Genomic DNA, 12780 nt, shown 5'->3' with positions numbered 1-12780 from the left:
GAACCTGCATTTGTAGATATCCGTAATGGCGAATGCGGCGACGCTTTCCGACAGGTCCGGATGGCCCCATTCGGCCGCGCCACCGCATGCCCGGAGCCGGTGCGCCGGCCTCCGGACGGCCACCGAGGAGGCACGACGTGCGCGGACGGCAGCTCGGCCGGTCGACGGCCCGCCTGCTCGCCATCGCGGCGGTCGCGGCGGTCACGGCCTGCGGCGCCGACCCGGCGACGACCACCCGGGCGGCTCCCGCCAGTGGCGCCCCGACCCCGACCCATCGGGACGTCGACGAGCAGGCGGCCAGGAAGGCGGCCCTGGCCGCGTACGCCGGGTACCTCGCCGCGTCCCGCACGGCGAGCGGGCGCAGCGACCCCCACCACCCGGACCTGTCGCGGTTCCTCGCCGACCCGCTGCTGACCCGGGTCCGGCTGTCCATCCGCGAGACGAAGGAGCACGGCGCGATGCGTACCGGCACGTTGGTCTCCGACCCCACCGTGACGTCGGTGAGCCTGGATTCGAGCCCGCCCACCGTGGAGATCCAGGACTGCCTGGACGCGACCGGCTACCGCCTGGTCTACGCCAGGGACAAGCGGGTCGTCCCCGGCACCGGGGGGACCCGGCACCTGGCCACCGCGACCGCCACCCGGTACCCGGACGGCCGCTGGCTGATCAGCGCCGGCGCCGCCCACGAGGACCTGCCGTGCTGACCTGGGGAGGAGGGGGCGCCCCGGCCGTCGCGCCGAGCGGGGCCGGGGCGACCCGCACGCGCACCGCCGGGACCGGGGCCGGAGCGACCCGCCGGGCGCTGGCCGGCGCCGGCCTGGCGCTGCTGCTGGCGCTCGGGGCGGCCGTGTCCGCACCCGCCGCGGGGCGCGCGGACCCCGGCGCGGAGTGCCCGCCCGGGCAGAGCGACTGCAGCGTCTGGGACGACGACCCCGGCACCCCGGGCGGCCCGGGCGGCGGCGGGGACACCGGTGGGGGCGGCGACTCGGGCGGCGGTGGCGGCGGCGGGAAGTGCCAGTGGAACGGCCGCACGGTGAAGTGCTACGACGACGTGCTCGGCTGGTTCAACAACGGCGACGGCTGCTACTACAAGCTCGCCCAGCCCCAGCTCGAGGCCCCCGAGGGCAAACAGTGGTACGTGCGCACCTGCAACGGCGGCGACCTCGGCGCCCAGACCACGGTCCTGCGCGACGCCCCGCCGCCCGGCTTCGGCGCGCCGCCCGACCCGGAGGAACTCGCCCGGCGGGCGCTGGCCAAGATCACCATCGCGGCGCCCCGGATCGCGGTCGCCCCCCGCCGCAGCAAGGGCCCCGGCCTGGTCGGGCTGCCGGTCTGGATGTGGGGCAGCAGCCACGACCGGAAGTACTTCGGGCCAACCCAGCAGGCGTCGGAGACCGAGCGGGGCCTGACCGTCAGCATCACGGCGACGTTCGACCGGATCGTCTGGGACATGGGCAACGGCCGCACGGTCACCTGCACCGGCGCCGGCACCCCGTACCGGGCCGACGGCCCGCACGCCGGCCGCCGGTCCCCCGACTGCGGCTACGACAGCGGCTACCCGAAGGCCGGCGACTACCGGGTGCGGGCCACCACGTACTGGACGGTGACCTGGGAAGGCGGCGGTCAGAGCGGCGTCATCCCGGTCAACCGGACCACGGGGACGGTCCCGGTCCGGATCAACGAACTACAGGTGGTGTCGGAATGAGTGTGGCGACCCGGAACGGAACCGGACCGGTGGACGCGCCGATCGCCCCGCCGAAGGTGGTGCGGCAGCGCCGGATGCGACCCGGGCTGCTCGGCCTGGCCGTGCTGCTGATCGCCCTCGGCGGCCTGGGGGCGGCGTTCGCGGTCACCTCCGTACGCGCCACCGGCAGCTACCTCGCCGTGGCCCGACCGGTCGAGGTCGGCCGGCAGATCGGCGCCGACGACCTGATGCCGGTGCAGGTGGCCGGCGGCCAGGGCCTGTCCCCGGTCCCGGCCGGCCGGCTCGACGAGGTGCTCGGCAAGCGGGCCGCCGTGTCGCTGACCCCCGGGACGCTGCTGACCATGGCCCAGCTCACCGACGACCCGCTGCTCGGCCCCGGGCAGCAGCAGCTCGCGCTGGGTCTCGGGCCCGCCGAGGTGCCCGCCCGCGAGCTGCACCCCGGCGACAAGGTCCTGCTGGTCAGCACGCCGGACGGCAACGACGACCGCCCGGTGGGCGCCGCCACCCGGTTCGAGGCGACGGTCATCGACACCGCGACATCCGACGATGACGACGAGGTGGTGGTCTACCTGGCGCTCGCCGTGCGGGACGTGCCGGCCGTGGTGGCGCTCTCCGCGCAGGAACGGATCGCCGTCGTGCTGACCGAGGCGGCCTGAGCATGGCGATCATCGCGCTGGTCTCGGCGAAGGGCTCCCCGGGCGTCACCACCTCCGCCCTGGCCTGCGCCCTGACCTGGCACCGGCGGCTGGTGCTCGCCGAGTGCGACCCGGCCGGCGGGTCCATCCTCGCCGGCTACCTCGGCGGTGCGCTCGACGGCCCCCGGGGCATCGGCGAGCTGGCGGTCGGCGAGCTGCGCGACGGCAACCTGGAGACCGCGTTCTGGTCGCAACTGGTCGACCTGGACGCGCCGAAGCGGGAACGTCTGCTGCTGCCCGGCGTCGTCGACCCCGCACAGGCCGGCAGCGTCACCCCGCTCTGGCAGCGGTTCGCCGACTTCTTCGCCAGCCTGGAACGCGGCGACCCGCCGTACGACCTGCTCGTCGACTGCGGGCGGCTGCCCGTCGTCGGTCCGCCCTGGCCGATCCTGCGCGCGGCCTCGGTGGTGCTGCTGGTCAGCCGCGCCCGGCTGCCCGACCTGTCCGGCACCCGCGCGATGGTCAGGGCGATCGAGCGGGACTTCGCCGAGCACCGGGTGCCGCCGGGCAGCCTGCGGCTGCTGCTGGTCGGCGACGGCCACGGCAGCGGCGAGGTGAGCAAGGCGCTGCGGCTGCCGGTGGTCGCCCGGCTGCCGGACGACCCGCGTACGGCCGAGGTGCTCAGCCTGGGCGGCACCGTGCGGGCCGGTCGGCCGCTGATGCGCGCGGCCGGGGCCCTGGAGGTGCCGGTCGGGGCGCTGTTGGAGCGGCGGCGCGCCCGGCTGGCCTGGCCCGTGTCGCAGGGGGTGCCGGATGCGGTTTGAACCGGTCTCCGCCGATCCGCGCCGACAGCCGCCCGGCACCGCCACCCCGCCCGGTGCCACTGCCACCGCACCGCCCGGCGTCACCTCCACCACGCCGCCGCTGCCCCCGCCCAACGGGCGGCACCACCAGCCGGCGCCACTTCCGGTGCCGCTGGCCGGGCCGCCGCCGGAGCCGCCGCCCCGGGCCCGGATCGACTTCCACGTGGTCCGCGAGCTGCGCCGGGAACTCAGCGAACGGCTCACCCGGTGGCAGCGCGGCCGGGAGTTCACCGTCGACGAGGAGGACACCGAGCGCGCCCGGCTCGCGGTCGCGGTGGTGGCCGAGTACGCCGACGCGGTGCGCCGCGCGGGCACCCCGATGGCGGCCGGCGAGGAGCGGCTCCTGCTCGACCAGGTGACCGCCGAGCTGGCCGGGCTCGGCCGCCTCCAGACGCTGCTGGTCGACGACACCATCGAGGAGGTGCACATCCTCGGCTGCGACCAGGTGCGCGTCACCCGGCACGGCGGCGGGGTGGACTGGGCCGAGCCGATCGCCGACAGCGACGACGAACTGGTGGAGATCCTCCAGGCGGCGGCCCGCCGCGCCGGGGCCACCGAGCGGTCGCTGTCGACCTCCAAGCCCACCCTCGACCTGCAACTGCCCGACGGCAGCCGGCTGGCCGCGGTGTTCCTGGTCAGCCACCGCCCGTACGCGGTGATCCGCAAGCACAACACGCTGGACGTGAGCCTCGACGACCTCGCCGGTGGCCGGGGCGACCTGGACGAGATGATCGACCCGCTGGTGCGCGACTTCCTGCGCGCCTGCATGCGGGCCGGGCTGAACATCATGGTGGCCGGCCTGGCCGGGGCCGGGAAGACCACGGTCATCCGGGCGCTGATGGACGAGATCCCGGCCGACGAGCCGTACGTGCTGCTGGAGGAGAGCCGGGAGCTGCTGCCGGCCCGCCGCCGGCTCAAGCACCGGGCGGTGATGAGCTTCGAGGCCCGGGAGGGGCACGGCGAGCGCGGGCCGGACGGCCGCCCCGCCGGCGAGGTGAGCATCGCCGACCTGATCCCCGTCTCGCTGCGGATGGGCGTGCTGCGGATCATCGTCGGCGAGGTCCGGTCCCGGGAGATCGTCCCGATGCTCCAGGCCATGACGACCAGCCGCGGCTCGATGTGCACCATCCACGCGCGTACGCCCGCCGGGGTGAGCGAGCGGATCATCGAGCTGGCGCTGGCGCACGGCCGGGAGATGACCGTCGACCAGGCCCGCCGGATGGCCGGCAACGCGCTCGACCTGATCGTCTACGTCACCGTCGAGGACGAGACCGCGATCGGCGGACGCAAGCACCGCTTCGTCTCGCACGTCGAGGAGGTCATCGGCGTGGGCGACGGCAACCGGATCACCACCACACAGGTGTTCGGTCCCGGGCCGGACGGGCGGGCGGTGCCCCGGCACCTGCCCGAGCGGATCCGCGCCCAGCTCCTCCGGGTCGGCTACGACGCCCGGCTGCTCGGCCGGTGGATCGAGGCCGGCACGGGCGCCTGGCGGCGACCCCGGCAGACCCGGCTCGGGCGGCGGTGACCCGCGGTGCTGGACAACGTCGAACTCGTCGCGGTGGTCTCCGGGGCCGCCTGCGTCGCCGGGCTGCTGCTGGCGGTCGTCGCGCTCGTCGGCACCCGCCGGCCGCCCGGCGGGCCCGGCGCGGGCCGGGGGCTGGAGCGCCTGTGGAAGGGCTCCGGCGCCAGCCCGCGCGAGCAGCGGGCGCACCAGGCCCTACTGGTCGGCGCGCTGGTCGCCGGCGCGCTGGCCTTCCTGGTCACCGGCCTGCCGGTGGTCGGCCTGCTGGTCGTGGTGGCGGTCCCCGGCATCCCGTGGCTGTTCTCGGTCGGCAAGGCCGAGCAGCGGGCCATCGCCCGGATCGAGGCGGTCGGTGAGTGGACCCGCCGGCTCAAGGACGTCTCGGCCACCGGCCAGGGACTCCAGCAGACGATCATCGGCACGGTCGCCACCGCGCCCGAGGAGATCCAGGAGGAGGTACGGCTGCTCGCCGCCCGCCTCCAGGCCGGCTGGCTGGCCCGCTCCGCGCTGCTCGCCTTCGCCGACGAGATCGGCGACCCGGTCTGCGACCAGGTGGTGGCGGCGCTGATCCTGCACGTGACCGACCGGGGCGAACGCCTCGGCGACGTGCTCGGCTCGATCGCGCACGCGGCGGCGGCCGAGGTGGCCACCCGCCGGGAGATCGAGGCGAAGCGCACCCAGCCCCGGTTCGCGGTCCGCTTCCTCACCGGGATGACCCTCGCCACCGTCGCGTACGGGCTGCTCAACACCGAGTACGTCAGCCCGTACGGCACGCCCTTCGGGCAGCTCGTGATGGCGGCCCTCGGCGCGGCCTTCGTCGGCCTGCTGGCCTGGGTGCGATCGATGAGCCAGCCGCGCCGGCCGGCGCGCTTCCTGCCCGCCCCCGACCCGCAGGAGGTGCTCGCTTGAGCCTGGTGGTCCTCAACTGGCAGCTCGCGCTCGCCGTGTGCGGCGGGGCAGCCGTCGGGCTGGGCGCCTTCCTGGTGGTCCGCGAACTGGTGCCGGCCACCCCGGCGCTCGGGCCCGCGCTGCGCCGGCTGCACCAGCCGCCCGGCGGCGGGCAGCTCACCGCCCCCGCCGACCGGCGGCTGGAGTGGCTGACCGGGCTGAGCCGCTGGCTACGGCCACCGCACCGGCAGCTCGCCCTGATCGACCGGACCCCCGAGCAGTACGCCCTGTCGATGCTGCTCTCCGCGCTGATCGGGCTCGCCGCCCCGACGCTGCTCGGGGGCACCCTCCTCGCCGTCGGCGTACGGCTGCCGGTGGTCGTGCCCGTGCTCGGCAGCCTCGGGCTGGCGCTGCTCTGCGCCTTGGTCGCGCACCGGGCGGTGCTGGACCGGGCGGACAGGGCCCGCGACGAGTTCCGCCAGGCTGTCTGCACCTACCTGGACCTGGTCGCGTTGCAGCTCGCCGCCGCCCACGGGCCGGTGCAGTCGCTGGAACGGGCGGCGGCGGTCTGCGACGGCTGGGTCTTCGACCGCATCTCCGAGGCGCTGCGGATCGCCCAGATGCAGATGCACTCGCCCTGGGACGAACTGCGCGACCTCGCCGAGCGCATCGGCATCCCGGAGCTGGGCGACGTCGGGGCGATCATGCGCTCCTCCGGCAGCGAGGGCGCGCAGGTGCACGAGACCCTGCGCAGCCGCGCGGACTCACTACGCGACCAGATCCGCACCGACAACCTGGCCCGGGCCGAGGGGGTGACCAGCCGCCTCGACATCCCCGGGGCGCTGCTCGTCTTCGTCCTGCTCGGCTTCGCCGTCTACCCGTTCATCGCCCGCCTCTGATCCGACCCCGAGAGAAGGAGCCCGTCATGTCCGTCATCACCTACCTGCACGTCGCGCTGGCGGCGCGGCTGGCCGAGCTGCGCCGCGACGGCGAACGGGGGGACAGCCCCGTACCCACCGCCGTGATCATCTTCGGCCTGGTCGCCGTCGCGATGGCGGTCACCGCCGCCGCCCTCGGCGCGGCCAACGACTGGATGGACAACATCCCGAAGCACCAGGACCCGAAGTAGCCCTGATCCGTGAGCCGCGCAGACTCCTCGCCGGGGCGCCGGGCGGTCACCGCCGCCCGGTGCCCTGCCCTGGCCGCCGCCCGGCCGCCCGCACCAGCCGCCGCCCGCCCCGGCCCAGCCGCCGCTCGGCGCCCCGGCCTAGCCGCCGCCCGCCGCCCCGGTCCAGGCGTCGCCCGGCGCCCCGGCCTGGCCGTCGCCCGGCGTTTGGCAGCCGGCGGGACCGACCGGGGGGCCAACCCGGTCGAGCTGGCGGTGGCGATGCCGGCGATCCTGCTGCTGCTCTTCGCCTCGATCCAGACCGCCGCCTGGTTCGTCGCCCGGTCCACCGCGCTGAACGCCGCGCAGAGCGCCGTCAACGCGCAACGGCTGCACCAGGCGCCGCCCGGGGCCGGCGAGGCCCGGGCCACCCGGTTCCTGCGGGCCGCCGGCGGCTGGCTCGTCGACTGGGACAAGCCCGCCCCGAGCTGCGAGAGCACCAGGACCGAGGTGACCTGCACGGTGCGCGGTCGCTCCCTGTCGGTCGTCCCCGGGGTCAGCTTCCCGGTGCGGCAGACCGCCCACGGGACGGTGGAACGGTGGACCACGCCGTGAGCCGTACCGCCGAGCGTGGCTCGGTCTCGATCGAGGTGGCGGTGCTCGCCCCGGCCTTCATCGCGCTGATCGTGCTGGCCGGGGTCACGGGGCGTACCGCCGTGGCGGCCGAGGCGATCGAGGCCGCCGCCCACGACGCCGCCCGCGCCGCGTCGATCTCCCGGGACGCCCGCACCGCCCGCGCGGAGGCGCGGGACGCGGCCCGCCGGCAGCTCGACTGGCGGGGCCTGGACTGCGCGGGCAGCCCGGAGGTGACCTTCAGCGGCGCGGTACGCGGCAGGCCCACCACCCTCGACGCGGCGTTCCGCAGTCCCGCCGGGCAGGACGCCTCGGTCACCGTGCGGATCGCCTGCACCGTCTCCTACCGGGACCTGCACCTGTCCGTCCTGCCGGGGATGCCCGCCGGCACGCGGGTGTCGGCGAGCTTCACCTCGCCGCTGGACCGCTACCGGAGCCGGCGATGACCGCCGGTCGGGTCCGGCCGGCTCCCGCCACCCCCGGCGACGAGGGGCGGGTGAGCGTCTTCCTCGCGGTGGCGATGGTCGGGATCCTCGCCGTCATCGGCATGGCCTTCGACGGCGCCGGCCAACTGCGCACGTTGCAGCGGGCCGACAACCTCGCCGCCGAGGCCGCCCGGGCCGGCGGTCAGGCCATCGACCGGGCCACCGCCATCGAGGGCGGGCCCACCCGGATCAACCGGCCGCAGGCCCGCCGGGCCGTCGCCGACTACCTCGCCGCCGCCGGCGCCGCCGGCCACACCGTCAGCTTCCCGGTCGTCGACGGGGAGACCCGGGTCCGCGTACGCGTCACCGTCACCCACCACAGAGCCATGCTCGGCCTGTTCGGCTTCGACGAGACCGTCACCGTCTCCGGCGAGGCGAGCGCGCGGCCGCTCACCGGAGCACCGTAGGAAGGAAGGCAGCCATGGCCGCTTCGGGTCGTTCCGTCGTACGGCGGACCGGACGGATCCTGACCGGGTTCGGCGCGCTCGTCGTGCTCTGCGCGGTGCTGGTCGGCGCGCCGGTGGCGCTGCTCGCTCTCGCCGGCAACCCGCTGCCCGACCACCTGCCCACCGTCGCGGAGATCGGCGCGACGCTGACCAGCCGCGACGACGGGCGCCTCTTCCTGCGCGCGCTGGCGCTGGCCGGGTGGTTCGGGTGGGCGACGTTCGCCTTCTCCGTGCTGGTGGAACTCTGCGCGCAGGCGCTGCGCCGGCCGGCACCCCGGCTGCCGGGCATGAGCCGCCAGCAGCGGGCCGCCGCCGCCCTGGTCGGGTCGGTCGCGCTGATCATCGCGGCCAGCCCGGCGGCGAGCGCGGCGACGGCGATCGCCGGCCCGTACGCCCTGCCGGCAGCGCCGATCGCAAACGCGCCGATGGCTGTCCCGCCACAGGCCACCTGGCCGGCCTCGGCGGCGCAGCCTGCTCCGGCGGCCTCGGCCGACGGTGCGGTGGTCTACCGGGTGGCCCGGGGCGACCACCTGGGCAGGGTCGCCGAGCGCTACCTCGACGACTTCGACGACTACCGTGAACTGGCCGCGCTGAACCGTGTCGACGACCCGGACCGGATCCACCCGGGCCAGTTGCTGAAGCTCCCGCAGGAGGCCGAGGACCGGGGTGCCCGCCGGCACGCCACCGGCCGCCTCGTCGCCCGGCCCACCGCACCCCTGCCGGCCCGGCCGGCCCCGCAGCCCACCCCTGAACAGGTCACCCCGGAGCGGGCGACACCCCCGCCCCCGGCGCAGGCCCCGGCGCCGCCGCCAGCCGACGCGACCGGCGACGAGGCCCCGACACTGACGGTCGGAGCGGCCCGGGCCGGCGAGACCGACCGCGTGAACCGACCACTCGCGGTCTCCGCCGTCCTCGCGGTGGCGAGCATCGTCGGCGCGCAGATCGGCGCGGTCCTTGGCCTGCGCGGCCGCCCCGCCCGCGTACCGGCAGGCGCGGCCCGCACCGCCACCACACGCCGTCGAGGCACCGGGGGTGCCGGACGGGACGGAGGCAGCCGCAGCGGAAGCGGACGCGCGACCGGACACAAGGCAACCGGACGGGGCCGGACGGCACACGACGGAACCGGACGGGACGTGGCGCCCCGGGGCGCCGGCGCAGCCACCCACACCGGGACGACCGCGATCCCCCGCGACAGCACCCCCCGCGGCCACAGCGACGCGCCCACCACCCCCCGCCCGCTGGCCGGCGCCCACGCGGACACCACCCGCGACCCCCAAATCGGCCGCCACCGCCGCCCCTGACCCACCCCCGGACGCCCTCGTTGATCATGAAGTTGTTGCAGCGACACGCCGATCAGGACGGCAACAGCTTCATGATCAACCGGCGTGAGAGATCAACCGGCGTGAGGGGTGGGGCGGTGTGAGGGAGGGGGTGGGGTGGGGTGGGGTGGGTCAGGGGAGGCGGGTCTCCAGCATGCCGTTGACGATGCGGGTGGGCAGGACCTGCTGGTCGTTGCCGGACGGCCCGTGCACGACCTCGCCGCCGTTGAGCCGGAACGTGCTGCCGTGCCACGGGCAGACCACGCACGCGTGCCCGTCGATCTCCTGCACCTCGCCCTTGCCGAGCGGGCCGCTCTGGTGCGGGCAGCGCTCCAGCATCACGGTGACCTCGTCGCCGTGCCGGTAGAGGATCACCGAAACGTCGTCGATCTCCCGGGTGATCAGCTTTCGCTGCGGCAGGGCGGACATGTCCGCGATCGAGTGCCAGCCGTCGCTCATCCGGTGCAGCTCGGAGATGCTCTGGTTGACCTGCGCGCCCTGCTTGTACGCCAGGTGCCCGCCGATGTACGCCCCCGTGCTCGCGGCACTGAGCCCGAGGAAGCCGAGCGTACGGCCGAGGTTGTGCCGGCCGGTCATCCGGGCGGCCACGGAGCCGGCGTAGAACGCCAGGCCGATGCTGTTGGAGGCGGCGTGCACCAGGCCGATCCGGCGCTGGTCTCGGGCGAGGGCTGCCCAGTCGTTGAGCCCGGCGACCGCAGCCGGCAGGGCGCTGATGGTGCCCACCGCGCACAGCGTGGTGGCGGCGCGGCGCTGCCCCTGCATCAGGTCCAGCACGGCCGTGCTGAGCCACGCGCCGACCGGCACCTGCACCATCGCCGGGTGCAGCGGGTGCCCCAGCCAGACACCGTGCAGCAGGTCGCGAACGCGCCTCGGGCGGAGGGTGGCCTGGACGGCCCGCTGCAACCGGTCGCCGATCCGGTCCAGCGCGGAGGCCTGCTCGATCTTCGTCATGAGTGCTCGCACCCGTACCGACTTCCCGGCAGGAGCGACCGCAAACCGGTATCCGGTGACGGATCCGCAGCGGTGCGTGACTAGGTTTCTGCCGGCCCGGAACCAGGCGCGTCCGGCCGGATGGGCCCTGCCCTTCCGCGGTGGTGAGGTCAGCGGTCCGGCGACGTCCAGCGGTCGTGGTGGATCGCCTCGGCCAGCGGGCGCTTCTGCCGCCAGCCGTGCCGGGCCAGGTCGGGCACGGCCTCGAAGTGGGTGACCGGCCCGAGGCAGAGCCACGCCACCGGCCGTACGCCGTCGGGGATGCCGAGCAGCTCAGCCAGCCAGGGCTCCCGGTAGAACGACACCCACCCGACGCCGAGCCCCTCGGCGGTGGCGGCCAGCCAGAGGTTCTGGATGGCGAGGCAGGCCGAGTAGAGCCCGGTGTCGGCGATGGCGTGCCGCCCGAGCACGGCGGCGCCGCCGCGGGCCGGGTCGTAGGTGACCACCACGGACAGGGTGGACTCCAGCACCCCGTCGATCTTGATGCGGGCGAACCGCTCGGCCGCCTCCCCGTCCAGGGTGGCGGCGAAGGTGTCCCGCTCGGCCTGGACGTGCTCGTGGAACCGGCGCCGCAGCTCGGGGTCGCGGACGAGTACGAAGTCCCAGGGCTGGGAGTAGCCGACGCTCGGCGCGGCGTGCGCCGCGGTCAGGACGCGGTGCAGCGTCTCGTCGGGCACCGGCGCCCCGGTGAACTGGCCGCGGACGTCCCGGCGGCGATGAATGACGTCGTAGAGATCCAAGGCAGGCTCCCGCTGCGCTCGGCCCACGCTCGGGGCGTGGGCACCTGACCGCGAGGCCGGTCTTCGGACTCCCGGATCGACGCCTGGCCGTCCGCCTTCCCGGCCCGGGCGGGCCAGTGGCTGCGCTCTCGCGCGTGGACGGTGGCTCCCCGGTCACCGCGGCGGGCCCGTGCCGGATTCGCACCGGCTTCCCGATTCTCCCCGCTCGCGCGGGGCACCTCACATGATCGTGCCGCCCGGCATGCTAGCGCCGCGCCAACCGGACCGGCGCTGCTGGGCCAGTCGGACGCCTGCGTCCGCCGCCCCGCCGCCGCCCGACCGGACCCGCCAGGGCCGAACCCGCCAGGGACCGGACCGCCACCCGGATCCGCCACCCGGCCGGACCCGCCAGGGCCGAACCCGCCAGGGGCCGGACCCGCCGGGGATCGGACCGCCGCCCGGATCCGCCGGCCGGGCGGGGAAATCCGGTCGCGGGCCGCGCCGTCCGCGACCAGTGTGGTCCGGGTGTACGCACTCGCCTCCCGCCCGCTGCCGGCCGGCCACCCGGCGGCCCGACTGACCGTCGCCCTCGGCCGACCCCGGGCCGTGCCGCCACCGCTGCTGATGCTGCTGGGCATGCTCTCCACCCAGGTCGGCGCGGCCGTCGCCAAGCAGCTCTTCGGCAGCACCAGCGCCGGCGGTACGACCACGCTGCGGCTCGGCTTCGCCGCGCTGATCCTGCTGCTCGTGGCCCGGCCCGGGCTGCGGCTGGGCTGGCGCGCCGCCGGCCTGGTCGGGGCGTTCGGGCTCACCCTGGCGCTGATGAACCTCGCCTTCTACGCGGCGCTGCACCGGGTGCCGCTCGGCGTGGCGGTCACCATCGGGTTCGCGGGGCCGCTGCTGGTGTCGCTCGCCGGCAGCCGCCGGCCCGCCGACGTGGCGTGGGCGGTCCTGGCGGGCGGCGGGGTGCTGCTGATCAGCGGGCTCGGCGGGACCGGGGTGGACCGGGTGGGGCTGCTGTTGTGCGTCGCCATCGCGGTCGGCTGGGCCGGGTACGTGCTGCTCGGCAAGGCGGTCAGCGCCCGCATGCCGGGCAGCCGGGGCCTCGCGCTGGGAATGGCCGTCGCCGCGCTCGCCGTACTGCCGTTCGGGGTCGCCGGCAGCGGCACGGCGCTGCTCGACCCGTGGACCCTAGCGCTGGGCGTCGTGGTGGCACTGCTGTCGTCGGTGCTGCCGTACTCGGCCGAACTGGCCGCGCTGCGCCGGATGCCGGCCCGGGTCTTCGCGATCCTGCTCAGCCTGGAGCCGGCGATCGGCGCGCTGGTCGGGCTGGTCCTGCTGGGCGAGCTGCTGGCCTGGCCGCAGGCGGCCGGGGTGGCGTGCGTGGTCGGCGCCGCGCTGGGCGCGACCCTGGTCCGGCCCGGCGCCGCGAAGGCGCGCTGACGC

14 protein-coding genes, 1 pseudogene and 1 riboswitch are annotated in these 12780 nt (G+C 76.0%); of the genes and pseudogenes, 13 read left to right on the top strand and 2 right to left on the bottom strand.

Annotated elements, in window-relative coordinates:
* The first annotated feature begins 137 nt into the window (after window positions 1-137).
* The 12 genes and pseudogenes from ACZ6Q9_RS11910 to ACZ6Q9_RS11855 form a co-directional block, all read left to right on the top strand.
* Window positions 138-704 carry a hypothetical protein gene (locus ACZ6Q9_RS11910; RefSeq protein WP_396828661.1) on the top strand — a complete coding sequence of 189 codons (567 nt, stop codon included), beginning with the start codon at window positions 138-140 and terminating at the stop codon, window positions 702-704.
* Between the two features lie 98 nt (window positions 705-802).
* Window positions 803-1705: a hypothetical protein gene (locus ACZ6Q9_RS11905; protein WP_396828823.1), complete on the top strand. Its 903-nt coding sequence runs from the start codon at window positions 803-805 to the stop codon at window positions 1703-1705.
* Window positions 1702-2361 (top strand): SAF domain-containing protein, encoded by a 660-nt coding sequence (locus ACZ6Q9_RS11900; RefSeq protein WP_393260543.1) that lies wholly within the window; start codon window positions 1702-1704, stop codon window positions 2359-2361. The genes ACZ6Q9_RS11905 and ACZ6Q9_RS11900 overlap by 4 nt, the downstream gene beginning before the upstream one ends.
* A gap of 2 nt (window positions 2362-2363) precedes the next feature.
* Window positions 2364-3164, top strand: coding sequence for a ParA family protein (locus ACZ6Q9_RS11895; RefSeq protein WP_396828663.1), 801 nt, complete (start codon window positions 2364-2366; stop codon window positions 3162-3164).
* Window positions 3154-4731, top strand: a complete 1578-nt coding sequence (locus ACZ6Q9_RS11890) for a CpaF family protein (RefSeq protein ID WP_396828665.1) — start codon at window positions 3154-3156, stop codon at window positions 4729-4731. Before ACZ6Q9_RS11895 ends, ACZ6Q9_RS11890 begins: the two co-directional genes overlap by 11 nt.
* A 6-nt stretch (window positions 4732-4737) precedes the next feature.
* Window positions 4738-5637: a type II secretion system F family protein gene (locus tag ACZ6Q9_RS11885; RefSeq protein ID WP_393260536.1), complete on the top strand. Its 900-nt coding sequence runs from the start codon at window positions 4738-4740 to the stop codon at window positions 5635-5637.
* 5 nt (window positions 5638-5642) lie between these two features.
* The gene (locus tag ACZ6Q9_RS11880) at window positions 5643-6515 is read left to right on the top strand and encodes a type II secretion system F family protein (RefSeq protein WP_393260669.1); all 873 of its coding nucleotides are present in this window, start codon (window positions 5643-5645) and stop codon (window positions 6513-6515) included.
* A 26-nt stretch (window positions 6516-6541) separates the two neighbouring features.
* A complete protein-coding gene (locus tag ACZ6Q9_RS11875; protein WP_350702076.1) occupies window positions 6542-6745 on the top strand; it encodes a hypothetical protein in 204 nt (67 codons plus the stop codon).
* A gap of 186 nt (window positions 6746-6931) precedes the next feature.
* Entirely contained in the window at window positions 6932-7336 is a 405-nt protein-coding gene (locus ACZ6Q9_RS11870) for a TadE family protein (protein WP_396828825.1), read from the top strand.
* The gene (locus ACZ6Q9_RS11865) at window positions 7321-7800 is read left to right on the top strand and encodes a TadE/TadG family type IV pilus assembly protein (protein ID WP_393260534.1); all 480 of its coding nucleotides are present in this window, start codon (window positions 7321-7323) and stop codon (window positions 7798-7800) included. Before ACZ6Q9_RS11870 ends, ACZ6Q9_RS11865 begins: the two co-directional genes overlap by 16 nt.
* Entirely contained in the window at window positions 7797-8246 is a 450-nt protein-coding gene (locus ACZ6Q9_RS11860) for a pilus assembly protein TadG-related protein (RefSeq protein ID WP_393260533.1), read from the top strand. Before ACZ6Q9_RS11865 ends, ACZ6Q9_RS11860 begins: the two co-directional genes overlap by 4 nt.
* Window positions 8247-8260: 14 nt before the next feature.
* A pseudogene (locus ACZ6Q9_RS11855) lies at window positions 8261-9328 on the top strand (LysM peptidoglycan-binding domain-containing protein); the annotation flags it as partial.
* A gap of 408 nt (window positions 9329-9736) precedes the next feature.
* Here the strand turns inward: ACZ6Q9_RS11855 and ACZ6Q9_RS11850 are convergent.
* Window positions 9737-10576, bottom strand: coding sequence for a Rieske (2Fe-2S) protein (locus ACZ6Q9_RS11850; RefSeq protein ID WP_393260531.1), 840 nt, complete (start codon window positions 10574-10576; stop codon window positions 9737-9739).
* A 149-nt stretch (window positions 10577-10725) separates the two neighbouring features.
* Window positions 10726-11355, bottom strand: coding sequence for a 5,6-dimethylbenzimidazole synthase (gene bluB, locus ACZ6Q9_RS11845; protein WP_393260528.1), 630 nt, complete (start codon window positions 11353-11355; stop codon window positions 10726-10728).
* 37 nt (window positions 11356-11392) lie between these two features.
* A riboswitch (cobalamin riboswitch) is annotated at window positions 11393-11587 on the bottom strand.
* A gap of 272 nt (window positions 11588-11859) precedes the next feature.
* Here bluB and ACZ6Q9_RS11840 point away from each other — a divergent pair.
* Window positions 11860-12777 (top strand): EamA family transporter, encoded by a 918-nt coding sequence (locus tag ACZ6Q9_RS11840; protein ID WP_396828669.1) that lies wholly within the window; start codon window positions 11860-11862, stop codon window positions 12775-12777.
* Window positions 12778-12780: the final 3 nt, after the last annotated feature.

The sequence above is a fragment of the Micromonospora sp. NPDC049139 genome (assembly GCF_055586845.1).
This window is presented reverse-complemented; position numbering and strand designations above follow the sequence as displayed.